This is a genomic window from Mycobacteroides sp. PCS013 (genome assembly GCF_049532645.1).
GTDB classification, from domain to species: domain Bacteria; phylum Actinomycetota; class Actinomycetes; order Mycobacteriales; family Mycobacteriaceae; genus Mycobacterium; species Mycobacterium gwanakae.
The window spans coordinates 1,212,557-1,227,417 of record NZ_CP150131.1 but is presented as its reverse complement, the minus strand read 5'-3'; the positions used below and the strand labels follow the sequence as shown (position 1 = coordinate 1,227,417).

The following is a 14,861-nucleotide window of genomic DNA, read 5'->3' as shown; positions in this document are numbered from 1 at the left end:
GTACACGACTGTCGCACGTGACCGGTTCAACAATCCGGAAGAAAAAGTGATCGAGTTATCTCAATCATGTGATGGCACAATATGAATCGCGTTTCAGGTAATGCCGATATGGGCACGTCAAAGCACCACGAACCTGATGGGTTAGGCGTCAGCGACGCAGTTCGAGGAACACCAACGGCACGGCGTCACCGTGATTGTCGATCACCTGGACGCTCTCGATCTGATCCTGCGCCACCGGGACGGTCATCGATGTCATCATCGCGGAGCCCGGCTTGGCCGTCCACGAACTGGCGATGATGTTCCCGCCGGCTCGGGTGCCGACGCGCAGCGCATAGGGTGCCGCCGAGTCATCCGGGTCGTCTCCGTATGCCGGGTAGCTGCACCACATTTCGATACGGGTGCCGGCACCGTCCTGGACAATGGCCACTTGAGCGCTCAGCGGTGAGGGCGTCACCTGGCGCATCGGCTGCCAATGCTCCCCCGCCGGCAACGAACCCGCGGCGACATTCATCGGGGCGGGCCGGTGATACCACGGCGGCGGCACCAACGAGACCGTCAGCGCGACAGCGGCGGCCACCGCGACCGCACCCACATAGGCGAGCCGGCGCACCGCGCTCTGCCGCCGCCACCGGGCCTGCAGCTTGGGCCACAGCGCCTGTACCGGGCAGCTGGTGGCGGGCTTGGCGAGCACGGGCGGGTCTTCGAGTTCCATCTTCTCGGCGTAACCGCGATCAACCTTGGACAGCAGACCGGGCATGGCTGTCACCTCGGACAGCGCGCGCTGGCAGCTGACACAGTCGACCAGGTGCTGTTCGTATTCACGCCGCTCGGCGGACGAGAGCGCACCCAGCACATAGGCGGCATCCCAATCGGCGTAAACATGCTCCACAGTCATCGTGTGACCCCCATTTCCTGCAGCGACAGCCGAAGCGCGCGCACGCCATAGTGCAGGCGTGACTTGACGGTGCCCTCAGGCACCCCCAGCTCGGCGGATATGTCGGCGACTGAACTCCCCCGGTAATACGCACGCAGGATGACAGCGCGGTGATCGGTGGACAACGTGCGCAGCGCTTCGGCCACCAGCCACGCGTCCAGCGTTGCGTCCACCTGATCGGGAGAGGCGAACTCGGGTGTCTCGGCGGTGGCTATCTCGCTGCGAAAGCGCGAGCTACGTGCGTTATCGCGGACCAGGTTGTGGGCGACCGTGAACAGCCATGCCCGCGCCGACCCTTCCGTCTGGTTGACCAGCGTCGGATGCCGCCAGGCTCGCAACAGCACCTCCTGCACGATGTCTTCCGCCAGCGCCGAGTCGTGGGTCAGGTGCATGACATAGCGATGCAGCGGGCCTGCGTACTCGTCGTAAAAGGCCCGCATAAGACTCGATGAGCCATTGACGCCGACGCCTTTCGGCCCAGCCTGCCCATCCGCCATGGAACACCTCCGACGGTTACACGATCCGACCGCCCGATTGGTTCAACGTACGCCCGTTTTGCCTCGTCGAACAGCCTTGTCATCATGATCAGGTGCGCAATCTCGACGACATTCACGAATGGTTCCTGTCCCGTGGACTACCCGTCGTGCTGGATCGTCGCGTGCGCTCGCGTGAGCTCATCGACCGGGCCGCGCCCATGATCGGAGTCGCCGGTGCAGGGGTGGCGCTCTACGAGCTGATCTCCACCGACAACGACACCCGCTCGATTGTGCTGATGATCCTGCTCGGGGTGGTGGCACTGCTGATGGCGGCGCAACCGCTGGTGCTCACCGCGCTGCAACGTGTCGGAACCATCCGTGCCGACGTGGTGCGCCGCGCCCTGTCATGGCTCGTCATCGCGATCTTCGTGGTAGCGCTCCCGGCCACCGACACCGGTTCGTGGCCGGAGGCCGCCGCGAAGATGCCCGCCTTCCTGCTGGCCGCGCTGGTGCTCATCTGGTTGACGTACCTGGGTGCCGGGTCGATCGGACTGTGGGCCCTGCGGTACGCATCCACGCAGTTCGGCGCGCTGGGCACGCTCATGTCCCGCGCGCTGCCACTGCTCATGCTGACCGTGGTGGTGTTCTTCACCGGAGAGCTCTGGCAGCTGTCGGCCCGGATCACCCGCGAAAGGCTCTGGCAGACAATCGGCTTCCTGGCCCTCACCGCCACCGTGTTCATGGTCGCCACCGTGCGCGACGAGTTGAACAATCTGCGTGAAAACCGGGCCGAACGTCCCGCGCCCGCCGCGCTACTGGCCGGCACCCCACTGGCCGACCTGACCGGAGCCGACGGTCCGGAGCCGCCGCGGCCCGCACTGCGCTGGCCCGAACGGCTGAATGTGCTACTGGTGATGGTGGTTTCGCAGGCGATCCAGGTGGTGTTCTTCACCACCGGGGTGTTCGCGTTCTTCATGTTGCTGGGCATCGTGGCCGTACCGCACGACGTGATGGCGTTGTGGTCCAATGAGGCCGCATGCCCGTCGGGAGCAGCGCCGCCATGTTCGGGCACCTGGTACGGGATTCGGATCGGCGTGCCACAGACTCTGATTCATATGTCGCTGTTGGTCGCGGTGCTGTCGGGGCTGTACTTCACCGTCAACAGCAGCATCGATCCGCAGTATCGGACACGTTTTTTCGAACCGTTGATCGCCGATGTGGCGGTAAGCCTCGCCGGACGCGACGTGTATCTATCGGCCTCACAGCGGATCTGACCTCAGCGCATCCGTGCCGCCAGCGTCGGCACACCGTCACCTTCCAGCTCACCGAGCACCACCGGACGACCCGCCATCGCCAGCACCAGCGCCTCCCCGGTGCCGCACACGTGCGGGCCATTGCCTTTCGCCCAATCCATATCGTTGGCCATGAACCTCAGCCCCTTGGTGTACCGCTTCGGGTGGGCGCCAAAGTCGGGGTGATCCAACGCAAAGACCAGCCGGTCCTCGGGAATGGCACGCGGCCTGCCCAGTGGCCGCCGAATATCCTGGTGGTGCACCATGGCGTCGGTATGAAGTGCCGCGGGCGCCATCTTGCCAAACGCTCCGGGCCGCACTGCCGACTCGAAATGGTGCAACAGCTCTTCATTCGACAGGTGACCGGTGCGCTCCACCAATGCATCGTTGAGCTTGTTGATCGATGGGTTCCGTAGCGCGGTCCCCAGATAGACACCCAGCGATACCGCGTCGACGGCGGCGTGTGCCACGACATCGCGGACCCGCCAGCCTGCGCACAGTGACGGGGCCAACCAATCGTCTTCGGTCAATGTGTGCAGGAACTCGGCCAGGCTGGTGCGCTCGGCGGAAAGCATTTCTCGGGGTTTCATGGTTTTCACGGATACCTCCTCGGGCTGTACTCGCCATGCTAGGAAGACCGCGCTGACCAGCACCGCCTCCGCATGCCACGCACTGCCAGATGATGCCAATGCCCCCTCGCGGGCTCACCGGACTTTCTATCCTCGCGATATGTCTGGACGCCGGCTCGACCAAACCGCAAGTCTGACCGCACAGTTCAACGCGTGGCAGCGCGCTGCCGAGTCGATGCAGCGCGATGGCCTGCTGAACGATCCGCAGTCCAGATGGTTCGTGACCCATCCGCTGCTGCGTGCGGCACTGGCATCTCCCACCGTGGCCAGGTGGGGCCTGCGTCTGGTGGACCGATGGTGCGCGGGCCTTCATGCCCTCATCGTGCTGCGCCGCCGGGTGTCCGACGACGAAGTGCGGTCCGCCGCGCGATCCGGCATCGGTCAAGTGGTGATGCTGGGGGCGGGCTTCGACACCTCGAGTCAGCAGCTCGGTTCCCTGCCCGTCACCGTATTCGAGGTCGACGCACCCACCACCCAGCAGGCGAAACAACATCTCATCGCCGAACACCGCGGTGATGAGTCGCGGCTGGCCTGGGTCCCCTGCGATTTCGAGCGCGATGACCTGACGTCGCGTCTGCTTGGCGCCGGATTCGATACGGCCGCACCCTCACTCGTGGTGTGGCTCGGCGTGACCTACTACCTCACCGAGGCCGCCCTCGAGTCGACCCTGGCGCAACTGACGAAGCTCTGCGCACCGGGAAGCAGGCTCGTCCTGGATTACGGTGATCCCGATATCGTCGGCCCCGACAGTCGCCGTCGCGAAGTCCGGCGCGGATCGCGGTCCGTCTCCCGGCGCGGCGAGCCGTACCGCACGGGCATGACGGCGAGACAGGCCGACGAACTGCTTGCGCGCCAAGGCTTTCAGACCACCGAGCAGCTGCGGATACCCGAGCTGCTGCGTCGCTACGATCCCACCGGCGCGCGTGCACTCGCACCCGGCGACTGGACCACGGTGGTCACAGCCCGCCGCGGGTGAGCACGGTGCCTACAGGTACTGGCCCAGGCTCGATTCGGTGTCGATGGCGCGGCTGGCGCTGGAGCTCTTGCCGGTGACCAGCGTACGGATGTAGACGATGCGCTCGCCCTTCTTGCCCGAGATCCGTGCCCAGTCATCCGGATTGGTGGTATTGGGCAGGTCCTCGTTCTCGGCGAACTCGTCGACGATCGAGTCGAGCAGATGCTGAATACGCAGACCCTTCTGACCGGTCTCCAGCACCGCCTTGATGGCGTTCTTCTTCGCGCGGTCCACGACGTTCTGGATCATGGCGCCGGAGTTGAAGTCCTTGAAGTACATGACTTCCTTGTCACCGTTGGCGTAGGTGACCTCCAGGAAACGGTTGTCGTCGATCTCGGCGTACATCCGGTCCACGACCTTCTCGATCATGGCCTTGATGGTCAGCCCGCGATCGCCGCCGAATTCCGCCAGATCGTCGGTGTTCACCGGCAGTTTGTCGGTGAGGTACTTGGAGAAGATGTCTTGCGCAGACTCCGCATCCGGCCGTTCGATCTTGATCTTCACGTCGAGGCGGCCGGGCCGCAGGATCGCCGGGTCGATCATGTCTTCGCGGTTGGAGGCACCGATGACGATGACGTTCTCGAGGCCCTCGACACCGTCGATCTCGGACAGCAGCTGCGGCACGACCGTCGTCTCCACATCGGAGCTGACGCCGGTACCACGAGTGCGGAAGATCGAGTCCATCTCATCGAAGAAGACGATGACCGGCGTACCGTCCGAAGCCTTTTCGCGGGCCCGCTGGAAGATCAGGCGGATATGCCGCTCGGTCTCGCCGACGAACTTGTTGAGCAGCTCCGGGCCCTTGATGTTCAAGAAGTAGGACTTGGCCTCGCGCGAGTCATCGCCACGCAGCTCTGCCATCTTCTTGGCCAGCGAGTTGGCGACGGCCTTGGCGATGAGTGTCTTTCCGCATCCGGGGGGCCCGTACAGCAGCACACCCTTGGGCGGACGCAGGGCGTACTCCCGATAGAGGTCCTTGTGCAGGAACGGCAGCTCCACCGCGTCGCGGATCTGCTCGATCTGCCTCGTCAGGCCACCGATGTCGCTGTAGCTGACGTCGGGCACCTCTTCGAGCACCAGATCCTCGACCTCGGCCTTGGGAATCCGCTCGAAGGCATATCCGGCCTTGGTATCAACCAGCAACGAATCGCCGGGCCGCAGTTTCCGGGGCTTCAGATCCGCTCCGTCGGCATCCTCGGACACCTCGGAGAGATCGGGCGCGATCAGCGGATCGGCCAGCCAGACGATGCGTTCCTCGTCGGCATGCCCCACCACGAGCGCGCGATGACCGTCGTCCAGCAGCTCCCGCAGCGTGCTGATCTCACCGACCGATTCGAAGTTGCCGGCCTCGACCACCGTGAGCGCCTCGTTGAGGCGCACGGTCTGCCCCCGTCGCAGCTCGGCGGTCTCGATGTTGGGAGAGCAAGTCACCCGCATCTTGCGGCCGGAGGTGAACACGTCCACCGTGTCGTCGGCCTGCACGGCCAGCAACACGCCATAACCGCTCGGCGGCTGGCCCAGCCGGTCAACCTCCTCACGCAGCGCCAAGAGCTGCTGACGGGCCTCTTTGAGGGTGTCCATCAGCTTGGCGTTGCGCGCATTCAGGGAGTCGATACGAGCCTCAAGCTGGTTCAGGTCGCGCAGACGACCGGTGTCACCAGATCCGTGGGCCGCGCTGCCTTCCAGCTCCTGGCGAAGGGCCGCAACCTCTCGACGTAGCCGTTCCAGTTCGGCGGCATCCGGTGTGCCGAACGCCTCTGAACGCTCCGACTCACTCATGATGTCCTCCTTTCCCACACCGAGAATTGGTGCGGTGGATGCTTCAACGCTACCGGCGATTGGCCGCCCGTGCGGGGTCTACCCGTTGCCTGGGACGTCTACGCTGTTAGCGTTCGTCACATTCAGGTCGATCGGAAGGACAACCGTGAGCTCACGAACCGGTATGTCGGGGGTCGCCACGCTGGGTTTACTCGCGGCGGCAGCGGTTGGCTTGGCAGTACCAATGGGCGAGCCGACAGCCAGCTCCGCTGGCCCGACAGCAACGACCACCATGTCCGCGGACATTACCCCCGTGTCCTGGGACGTCCCCATGGATGTGCCCACCGAACCTGCCGACGCGGCACCCACATCCGATGAGCTAAGCGGTTTGCTGTATTCACTCGCAGATCCGGGCGTGTCGGCCCTGGCCAAGGGTGGCCTCGTGGAAGGCGGCATCGGCGCGGGTGAGGCGATTTACGCCGATCGTGCCTTCAAGAGCGCTAACCGTGACGGGTTCCTGCCACTGGCTTTCACTGTGTCCGACATCAAATCCACCGGACCGGGTGCGGCCGCTGCGGCGGTCACCATCACCGGACCCAAGACGCAGGCGTACACGACGAAGATCAACTTCGTGAACCAGGATGGCTGGAAGATCAGCAAGGCCTCGGCGGTTTCGCTGATCCAGGCGGCATCGGGTAAGTCTGGAAGGTAGACGTGTAGGAGGAGGGCTGGATGATCACCACGACCTCGCACGCCGATATCGTCACCGCACTTGGCCGAACGACTTAGCCGATATGCCGAATGGAGTCACCAGGATCATGGCCCGTCACCTTCAACTCGCCGTCGTCGCCGCCGGTGCAGCCGTTCTCGCCCTGACCGCCTGCAGCGGCTCAAACGATAAGGCCGCCCCCGCCAGCGCTTCGGCGACTCAGCCCGCATCCTCGGCGGTGGCCGCCGCTGTCCCGAACCATCCACTGCCCGATCCGGCGGTGCTGACCGATGTCCTCAACCGCCTCGCCGACCCGAACCTGCCGGGTGCCGAGAAGATCACTGCCGTTCAGGGTGCCACTCCCGAGCAGCTGGACAAGTTCACCAAGGCGATCGGCGACGCCGGGTTCTCGCCGTTGTCGTTCACCGTCAAGGACCCGAAGTGGTCGACGGAAACCCAGGGCGACGTCGAAGCCGTCGTCACCATCAACAGCCCCAGCCCGAAGATGGGTGGTTTCGCGGTCCCGATGTCGTTCTCGCCCGAAGGTGAGGGCTGGAAGCTGTCCAAGCGAACCTCCGACCTCTTGCTCAAGACCGGGACATCGCTGGCGGGTACCGCCACACCGCACGAGGCGCCTCCCGCCGGCGCACCCGCGCCCGAGACACCGGCCCCGGCGCCTACCCCGTAGCGCCCGCTCTAGCTCGGTAGGCGCTTACGCCGCAGCGGTGTCGGAGTGATGGTGCCCGGCGCCAGACGACGCGCACTGACCAAGAACGCGGTATGCCCGCGCATGCTGTGCTCGGGACGCACCGCCAGCCCGACGACGTTCCAGCCGCGCTGCATCGACTCCCAGGACCTCGGTTCGGTCCAGCATTGCTGTTCGCGCAGCGCCTCGACCACGCGCGACAGTTGTGTGACGGTAGCGACGTACACAATGAGCACGCCACCGGGTACCAGTGATTCGGCCACCGCGGGCAAAGTCTCCCAAGGGGCCAGCATGTCCAGGACCACCCGGTCGACGCCACCGGCATCAGCAGCCCGCTCGGCGAGATCACCGATTACCAGCTCCCAGTTGTCCGGTTGCTCCCCGAAAAACGCTGTGACGTTTCGCACAGCATGTTCGGCGTGATCCTCACGAATCTCGTAAGAGATCACCGTTCCCTCGGGCCCCACCGCGCGCAGCAGCGAGCAGGTGAGCGCACCCGAGCCCACACCGGCCTCCAGTACCCGCGCGCCCGGGAAGATGTCGCCGTCATGAACGATCTGCGCGGCGTCCTTCGGGTAGATCACCTGCGCGCCACGCGGCATCGACAACACATAGTCGATCAGCAAAGGACGCAGCACCAGAAACTGGTCGCCGTTGGTCGACTTCACCACGCTGCCCTCGGGGATGCCGATCACCGTGTCGTGTGTGATGGCACCGCGATGGGTGTGGAATTCCTTGCCCGGCTCGAGCACCATCGTGTAGTGCCGCCCCTTGGGGTCGGTCAGTTGCACGCGATCGCCCACGACAAAGGGCCCGGTCCGAGTCATGCGCTCACCTTGCCAGGTGCGTATCGCGCACCGCGAACTGGGCAGGCCTTGCAGGTAAAACGGGGTCACCCACCAATGTGTTTCGGCACACACGATTTAGCTCTAGAGGCCAAAGGCACGTACTGTCATGGGTAAGCGCCACTGTGCGCCTGCGTCGTAGATCATTCTTTCGTCAGCCAGTCCGCTGATTTCAGGCTTTTCTCACGGCGATCGATGTTGCCCATTGGCAATCTCGCCATCTCGAAGCCTCGAAAGGCGTCATTTCTCATGTCTTCAACCACATTCGCGTCACTCGGCGTGCCCGCAGTACTGGTCCGCGCCCTGCAGCAGGGCGGCATCGACGCCCCATTCCCGATCCAGGCCGCCACCCTGCCGGACACACTCGCCGGCCGTGATGTGCTGGCCCGCGGCAAAACTGGCAGCGGCAAGACCCTTGCGTTCTCCATCCCCGTCGTCGCACGTATCGCCGAAGGCACTCGAGTGCCGGGCCGCCCGCGGGCGCTCGTGCTCGCTCCCACCCGCGAGCTGGCGACCCAGATCAGCGCAGTCATCGAGCCGCTGGCGGCCGCCTACCGCATGAAGGTCACCACCATCTTCGGCGGTGTCTCGCAGCACCGTCAGGTTCAGGCGCTCAAGGCCGGCGTCGACATCGTGGTCGCCTGCCCCGGTCGGCTCGATGACTTACTCAAGCAGCGCCACCTGACTCTGGACGGCGTTGAGATCAGCGTTCTGGACGAGGCCGACCACATGGCAGATCTCGGATTCCTGCCCGTCGTAACGCGGTTGCTCGCCGCGACCCCGAGTTCCGGTCAGCGCCTGCTGTTCTCGGCCACCTTGGATAACGATGTCGACAAGTTGGTCAAACGATTCCTGCACTCCCCCTCCGAGCATTCGGTCGATCCCGTCGATTCCCCGGTTGCCGCGATGACACACCATGTGTTCACGGTCAGCGGCCCCGACGCCAAGCGTGAACTTGTGAACACGCTGGCCTCCGGCACCGGACGGCGCATCCTGTTCATGCGTACCAAGCACCACGCCAAGCGGCTCGCGCATCAGCTCAATCAGTCGGGCATCCCGTCAGTTGACTTGCACGGCAACCTCTCTCAGGGTGCACGCGACCGTAACCTGGCCGCCTTCGCGAACGGCGAAGCACGGGTGCTGGTCGCCACGGATGTCGCTGCCCGCGGCGTGCACGTCGACGATGTCGCTCTCGTCGTGCACGTCGACCCTCCCGCCGAGCACAAGGCGTACCTGCACCGTTCAGGCCGCACTGCGCGCGCCGGTGGCACCGGCGACGTGGTCACAGTGGTACTCCCCGAGCAGCGCCGCGATGTCACTCAGCTGCTGCGCAAGGCCGCCATCACCGCCACGCCCCAACAGGTGACGGCCCATTCCGATGAGGTCAAGACCTTGGTGGGCGAGGTGGCTCCGTATGTGAAACCTGCTCCCGCACAGAAGGCCAACGGCTCCTCCACCGCGAACGGCCAGCGGTCCCACCGACCCCGCGGCGGCGCCGAGGGACGTCCGGCACGTGCGCCTCGGCGCGGCGGACAGGGCCAAGGCCGCCAGGGGCAGGGTCAAGGGCGTCAAGGCCAGGGACAGCGATCCGCCCGCAGGGCGGGCAACAGCGCCTCCCGGTAACCGGCCGGCGCGGGCGATTCCCTACACCCGCGCCGCGGCCCGGATCGCCGCCTTCTCCTCGTAGTACTTTGCACGCTCATCCACGGCGGTAAGGAATTTCACGAGGGTGTCACGGGCCTGCTCCCCTTCGGCTCCGATATCGGAGCGTTCGAACACCCGCCAGAACCTCAGGATGGGTTGCAGAACCTCATCGTGATGGATGCGCAGGTCGTAGATGCCCGCTTTCGCGATGGCTATCGCGTTCTGCGCAAATCCCGCCATCCCCATACCCGGCATCGCGAAACCGACAATCTCCTTGCAGATGGCCTGCATCGCGGCATCGGGTTCGATATCGAGTGCCGCCGACATGAGATTGCGATAGAAGACCATGTGCAGGTTCTCATCCAGCGCGACGCGCGCCAGCAGCTGATCGGCGATGGGGCAGCCCGAGGCCTTCCCCGTGTTGCGATGAGATACCCGAGTGGCCAGCTCCTGGAACGACACGTAGGCGAGCGCCTCCAGGGGCGTCTTGTCCCCTGAGTCGTAACCGGCGATGGTGTGCGCCATGCGCATCGCTTCGAGGTTGCTCGGGTCGACACCACGGGTGACCACCAGATAGTCGCGAAGTGCGATGCTGTGCCGCCCTTCCTCCGCCGTCCACTGGCCCACCCAGGTTCCCCATGCCCCGTCCCGGCCGAATCTCGTGGCGATCTCACGGTGATACGACGGCAGGTTGTCCTCGGTCAGCAGATTGACGATCAACGCCGCCTGAGCGATCGGATCGAGCGGGCTATCCTCCGGTTTCCAGTCCTCTCCGCCCAGAAATGCGAAGTCCCGGCCCCTGCTCCAGGGCACGTAATCATGTGGGGCCCATGGCCGCGCGGCGCTCAGGTGCCGCTCGAGATTCGCCTCGACAACGGGCTCCAGCTCGGTCAGTAATCGTGTTTGCAGTCCGGTCACCATCTCGTCCACCTCTCTATTCGGCCTACCGCGATCTGTAACCTACGGTACCGTAAGTTACAGAAAAAGTAGATGAGAAGTTGGTGAACTGGCGAGGACTAGGCGGCCCCGGCGCCGGTATCGAGAATCACGGGCGCCACCAGGTAACTCGGCTGGCCGGGATCCAGGACAACGGCCTGGCCGTGACGGCTCGCCCACAGCTCCGGAATGGACGGGATGTACCTCGGCAGACTGGCCGCCGCGACGACCACCCGCAGCCGGTGCCCCGCCGCGATCACCGCATCTACCTCGGTGAGATCGATGTCGAGAGTGGTTGGCACGCCGGGTTCCACCGGAAGCGTCGATCCCCTACCGGTGGGATGCCAGGGCGATAGGTAGTCTCCGCCCGCGGTACGCAGACTCTTGTCCTCATCCACCCCGCGGCGCGATGCCAGCAGCGCACCCTCGGCCAGCATCCGGGAGAAGCCGTCGGGTGCCACGTCCGTCACCGATACGACCCAGAATGCCTCCGTACCTATGGCTTTGGTGTGCAGATGAAGGTTCAGCGCCCCGGAGATCACCCACGGCTGCACAGCGGGGCTACTGGTGAAGGTGAGTGCCCCACGCTCGAAGTACCGAGAGTCCTTGAGCCCGGACGTACCCAGCACGGCAGTGATACCGGCCGTCAGCCGGGAGGTGGTGGGCGATTTCAGCAGTCCCATCCGTCGGCGAAGGAGGTGCTCGGTCTTGTTCAGCGGCACAGCACCCGTCAACGACCCGTCGAATGTCGAACCAGCCCCCACCCCTGAGGGTTCGGCATCCAGATAGAACCGCTGCGGCTCGGCTTCGGGCCGCGGATAGACGTCCAGGGTATGCCAACCGCCATTTTGCTGTTGCAGGGTGAGCGGGCCGTAGCTCTCCACTCCGTTGTCAATACCCTTGAGCCACTTGTCAAACCACGCACGCTGCAAGACATCCAGCCGGGGAGGTCCGTCTTCGCGGCCAAGCTGTGAACCCGGGGACCCGTGATAACCCTCGTTGATGACGACCTGAAACCTGCCGCCCGGCGACGCGGCTCGGCGATGGATACGCAGGGCGGCCGGACCGAAGATGTCGTCCCACGCCCCATAGACGAACGTAGGGATCTCGATGTCTTCGAACCGGGGACTGATCTGCTGGAAATACTCGTCGTTGTCGATCAGCGCACCCGTGCCACGCAAGCCCTCGAAGATGTACCGCACCACACGATTCAGTGGTGCGCGCAACCGCCCCGCGAGCCAGCCCAGGCCGACGCCGCCGCGTATCACGTCCGAAGGCGACGGCAACCACTTTCCCAGCGCAACGGCAAGCATCCAGATGGGCAGGAAGAATGTCTGCGCCCCACCGGTTTTCATGAGGTCACGGGAGATGTCGCTGACCGGCTCGACCGCGAACACCGCACCGAGACCCGGCACCCGGTTGCCGGCGGCCTGCAGCGCGTTGATCGAACAGTACGAGATGCCATACATGCCGACCGAACCATCGCACCACGGCTGCGCCTGCGCCCAGGCCACCACCTCCGCGGTGTCCCGCTGTTCGAGATCGTTGAGCATTCCCCAGTCACCCGAGGAGGCGCCGGTACCGCGAACATCGACAACCACTTGGGCATACCCACTGCGGATCAGCGAGTCGTTCACTCCAAACGTCGTCAGGCCGCCACCGGGAATCGCCCGCGCCAGCTCGGCGAGCTCCAACAGACGCGGATTCCTGGGCGGCAGGGCCGGCACGGTAATGCCGAACCGGTGCAGGCCCCGCAGCACCCATGCCGCCAGGTGAGTAACGGATTTGTTGTAGGGGGTGAGGTTGAAGAGCACCGGCACCGGGTCATTGACCGGGGTCCCGTCGGCATTGGCCGGCCGGAACACCTGGGCCTTGAGCACGGTCCCGTCGGACAGCGGTATCGAGACATTGGGAGTGAAGGACACCCGGGAGTACCGACTGGGCCCATCGGCCAGCGCGGTCCACCGCTCGGCGAGTTCAGAACCGGCGAGCCCGGTGTCCTTCACCTGCGGGCTGTCCAGCGGGCTTCGATGCTTTGCCGTCGTCACTGCACATTCCTCTCGCGTGGGGCGTCGTCGCCCCATGGCCAATGAGAGGTTCACGTTACTTCGAGTACGGATACTTTGGGGACGACTTGTGACATGTGTTGAACGGAGCCCACCAGCTTTGTGCCCGGCGTGGCGTCAGCACCTGTCGGACACGATGCCTAGGCTGCCAACCATGAAGGAGACCACGCAGAACCGGCCCACGCGCCGGCCCGCGCTGTCCCCTTCCCGTGCCAGCGACTTCAAGCAATGCCCACTGCTGTACCGGTTCCGCGCGATCGACCGCCTCCCCGAGCCGCCCTCGACAGCGCAGGTGCGCGGCAGCCTCGTGCATGCCGCCCTGGAAGATCTCTACGCCCGGCCCGCGGCCGATCGCGAGTACGCCACCGCCGCGGGATTGGTGCAGCCCGCGTGGGAACGCCTCGTGGAATCGAACCCCGAACTCGCGGCGGTGGTCGAGACCGAGCGCCTTCCGGCGTTCCTCGATGAGGCCCGAGATCTGCTCTCGGGCTATTACCGGCTTGAAGATCCCACCCGATTCGATCCCGACAGTTGCGAGGAGCGCGTCGAGGTCGAGCTGTCCGACGGCACGATGTTGCGCGGATTCATCGATCGCATCGACGTCGCCCCCGGGGGCGCGATGCGTCTGGTCGACTACAAGACCGGACGCGCACCGCGCGCCTTGTTCGAAGCCAAGGCGTTGTTTCAGATGAAGTTCTATGCCGTCGCGCTGTATCGCACCCGTGGGGTGGTGCCGCGACGGCTGCGGCTGCTGTATCTGTCCGATGGCGAGGTTCTCGACTACACACCGGATGAGGCAGAGCTACTCAAGTTCGAGAAGACGCTCATGGCGATCTGGCGAGCGATTCAGAACCTCGGCACCACCGGCGACTTCCGGCCCAATCCCTCGCGGTTATGCGACTGGTGTGCCCATCAGTCGCTGTGTCCCGCGTTCGGCGGCACGCCGCCTCCCTACCCGGGCTGGCCTTCCGATTACGGTGTCTCCGATACTGATATCGAAGATGCCGAAGCCTCCGCGACCGCGATCCCGGGAGATGCCGCATGACGTTGGACCTGACGGGTTGTTACTACCGGCGATTGGACACCGACGGCGAGTTCCAGGTGTTCGAGTCCACCGAGTTGACCGCCAGCGGATGGGGGCCGAACCTGCAGCACGGCTCTCCCCCGATGGCGTTGCTACTCAAGGCCATCGAGGAACTGCCGGAGCCGCGCGAGGGCCTGCGGATCGGCCGGGTCGCGCTCGACATCCTCGGCCCGGTTCCGCTGGAGCCGGTACGCGTACGGGCATGGATCGAACGGCCGGGCCGGCGCATCGCGCTTGCCGTGGCCGAGATGGAAGCGCGCGCCAATGGCGGCTACCGTGCGGTCGCGCGGGCCAGCGCGTGGCTGTTGGCGACCTCGGTGACCGCCGACAAAGCCAGTGACCGATACCCGCCCTTACCCGAGTACCCGCCCGGCCCCACACCGCCGGCTTTCGGCTTCGAGGGCTCTAACTACTCAAAATCGGTTGATTTTCAGTGGTTTTCGGTACCTGATGGAGAACCGCAGGTTGCCTGGATGCGGCCACATGTGCACATCGTCGATACCGAGCCCACCACCGGATGGCAGCGGCTGGCGTCGGTCATCGACTCCGCGAACGGTATCGGCGCGGTGCTCAACCCCCTGCGGTTCGTCTACATGAACACCGATACCGTGATGCACGTCCACCGGATTCCCCAGGGCGACGAATTCGGCGTACGCGCCCGCATGTCGGTCGGACCCGACGGCGTCGGCGTGACCACGGCGGAGATATTCGACCGCCGCGGCTACATCGGCTCCAGCGCCCAGACAGTCCTGGTGCAGCGGCGGTAG

The 14,861-nt window shown here is 65.1% G+C and carries 14 protein-coding genes; 7 read left to right on the top strand and 7 right to left on the bottom strand.

Translation table 11 applies throughout. The features are described 5' to 3' along the window. Positions 1–148 precede the first annotated feature (148 nt). Both RHO23_RS06015 and RHO23_RS06010 read right to left on the bottom strand, forming a co-directional pair. Positions 149–895: an anti-sigma factor family protein gene (locus tag RHO23_RS06015; protein ID WP_030095605.1), complete on the bottom strand. Its 747-nt coding sequence runs from the start codon at positions 893–895 to the stop codon at positions 149–151. Beyond that, positions 892–1,374 (bottom strand): sigma-70 family RNA polymerase sigma factor, encoded by a 483-nt coding sequence (locus RHO23_RS06010; RefSeq protein ID WP_005061267.1) that lies wholly within the window; start codon positions 1,372–1,374, stop codon positions 892–894. Before RHO23_RS06010 ends, RHO23_RS06015 begins: the two co-directional genes overlap by 4 nt. Before the next feature lie 149 nt (positions 1,375–1,523). On the opposite strand from RHO23_RS06010, the gene RHO23_RS06005 reads away from it, so the two are divergent. After that, a complete protein-coding gene (locus RHO23_RS06005) occupies positions 1,524–2,684 on the top strand; it encodes a hypothetical protein (protein ID WP_057968024.1) in 1,161 nt (386 codons plus the stop codon). 2 nt (positions 2,685–2,686) lie between these two features. Here the strand turns inward: RHO23_RS06005 and RHO23_RS06000 are convergent, their stop codons facing one another. Continuing rightward, positions 2,687–3,292, bottom strand: a complete 606-nt coding sequence (locus RHO23_RS06000; protein WP_423489178.1) for a maleylpyruvate isomerase family mycothiol-dependent enzyme — start codon at positions 3,290–3,292, stop codon at positions 2,687–2,689. Between the two features lie 139 nt (positions 3,293–3,431). Between RHO23_RS06000 and RHO23_RS05995 the strand changes: the two genes are divergently transcribed. Next, positions 3,432–4,307: a class I SAM-dependent methyltransferase gene (locus RHO23_RS05995; RefSeq protein WP_070916158.1), complete on the top strand. Its 876-nt coding sequence runs from the start codon at positions 3,432–3,434 to the stop codon at positions 4,305–4,307. Between the two features lie 9 nt (positions 4,308–4,316). On the opposite strand, the gene arc is transcribed toward RHO23_RS05995, so the two are convergent. Next, on the bottom strand, positions 4,317–6,125 hold the full coding sequence (arc, locus tag RHO23_RS05990) for a proteasome ATPase (RefSeq protein WP_046255735.1): 1,809 nt from the start codon (positions 6,123–6,125) through the stop codon (positions 4,317–4,319). 163 nt (positions 6,126–6,288) lie between these two features. Between arc and RHO23_RS05985 the strand changes: the two genes are divergently transcribed. Together RHO23_RS05985 and RHO23_RS05980 are read left to right on the top strand one after the other, a co-directional pair. Continuing rightward, the gene (locus tag RHO23_RS05985; protein WP_070916159.1) at positions 6,289–6,816 is read left to right on the top strand and encodes a hypothetical protein; all 528 of its coding nucleotides are present in this window, start codon (positions 6,289–6,291) and stop codon (positions 6,814–6,816) included. 82 nt (positions 6,817–6,898) lie between these two features. Next, positions 6,899–7,501 carry a hypothetical protein gene (locus RHO23_RS05980; protein ID WP_081346236.1) on the top strand — a complete coding sequence of 201 codons (603 nt, stop codon included), beginning with the start codon at positions 6,899–6,901 and terminating at the stop codon, positions 7,499–7,501. An 8-nt stretch (positions 7,502–7,509) separates the two neighbouring features. Here RHO23_RS05980 and RHO23_RS05975 read toward each other — a convergent pair whose 3' ends face one another. Beyond that, entirely contained in the window at positions 7,510–8,346 is an 837-nt protein-coding gene (locus tag RHO23_RS05975) for a tRNA (adenine-N1)-methyltransferase (protein WP_030095598.1), read from the bottom strand. 297 nt (positions 8,347–8,643) lie between these two features. Between RHO23_RS05975 and RHO23_RS05970 the strand changes: the two genes are divergently transcribed. Beyond that, positions 8,644–9,987 (top strand): DEAD/DEAH box helicase, encoded by a 1,344-nt coding sequence (locus RHO23_RS05970; RefSeq protein ID WP_064410261.1) that lies wholly within the window; start codon positions 8,644–8,646, stop codon positions 9,985–9,987. A 21-nt stretch (positions 9,988–10,008) separates the two neighbouring features. Here RHO23_RS05970 and RHO23_RS05965 read toward each other — a convergent pair whose 3' ends face one another. Together RHO23_RS05965 and RHO23_RS05960 are read right to left on the bottom strand one after the other, a co-directional pair. Further along, complete coding sequence (locus RHO23_RS05965) at positions 10,009–10,929, bottom strand: acyl-ACP desaturase (protein ID WP_423488800.1); 921 nt, start codon at positions 10,927–10,929, stop codon at positions 10,009–10,011. Positions 10,930–11,024: 95 nt separating this feature from the next. Continuing rightward, positions 11,025–12,992, bottom strand: coding sequence for a CocE/NonD family hydrolase (locus tag RHO23_RS05960; RefSeq protein WP_423488799.1), 1,968 nt, complete (start codon positions 12,990–12,992; stop codon positions 11,025–11,027). 172 nt (positions 12,993–13,164) lie between these two features. Between RHO23_RS05960 and RHO23_RS05955 the strand changes: the two genes are divergently transcribed. Both RHO23_RS05955 and RHO23_RS05950 read left to right on the top strand, forming a co-directional pair. Further along, a complete protein-coding gene (locus RHO23_RS05955; protein ID WP_030095594.1) occupies positions 13,165–14,055 on the top strand; it encodes a RecB family exonuclease in 891 nt (296 codons plus the stop codon). Further along, on the top strand, positions 14,052–14,861 hold the full coding sequence (locus RHO23_RS05950; protein ID WP_423488798.1) for a thioesterase family protein: 810 nt from the start codon (positions 14,052–14,054) through the stop codon (positions 14,859–14,861). Before RHO23_RS05955 ends, RHO23_RS05950 begins: the two co-directional genes overlap by 4 nt.

Coding starts and splice junctions, on each gene's coding strand:
- RHO23_RS06015 (WP_030095605.1), bottom strand. CDS start 895: ATGACTGTGGAGCATGTTTACGCCGATTGGGATGCCGCCTATGTGCTG.
- RHO23_RS06010 (WP_005061267.1), bottom strand. CDS start 1,374: ATGCGGGCCTTTTACGACGAGTACGCAGGCCCGCTGCATCGCTATGTC.
- RHO23_RS06000 (WP_423489178.1), bottom strand. CDS start 3,292: ATGAAACCCCGAGAAATGCTTTCCGCCGAGCGCACCAGCCTGGCCGAG.
- RHO23_RS05995 (WP_070916158.1), top strand. CDS start 3,432: ATGTCTGGACGCCGGCTCGACCAAACCGCAAGTCTGACCGCACAGTTC.
- arc (WP_046255735.1), bottom strand. CDS start 6,125: ATGAGTGAGTCGGAGCGTTCAGAGGCGTTCGGCACACCGGATGCCGCC.
- RHO23_RS05985 (WP_070916159.1), top strand. CDS start 6,289: ATGTCGGGGGTCGCCACGCTGGGTTTACTCGCGGCGGCAGCGGTTGGC.
- RHO23_RS05980 (WP_081346236.1), top strand. CDS start 6,899: ATGCCGAATGGAGTCACCAGGATCATGGCCCGTCACCTTCAACTCGCC.
- RHO23_RS05975 (WP_030095598.1), bottom strand. CDS start 8,346: ATGACTCGGACCGGGCCCTTTGTCGTGGGCGATCGCGTGCAACTGACC.
- RHO23_RS05965 (WP_423488800.1), bottom strand. CDS start 10,929: ATGGTGACCGGACTGCAAACACGATTACTGACCGAGCTGGAGCCCGTT.
- RHO23_RS05955 (WP_030095594.1), top strand. CDS start 13,165: ATGAAGGAGACCACGCAGAACCGGCCCACGCGCCGGCCCGCGCTGTCC.
- RHO23_RS05950 (WP_423488798.1), top strand. CDS start 14,052: ATGACGTTGGACCTGACGGGTTGTTACTACCGGCGATTGGACACCGAC.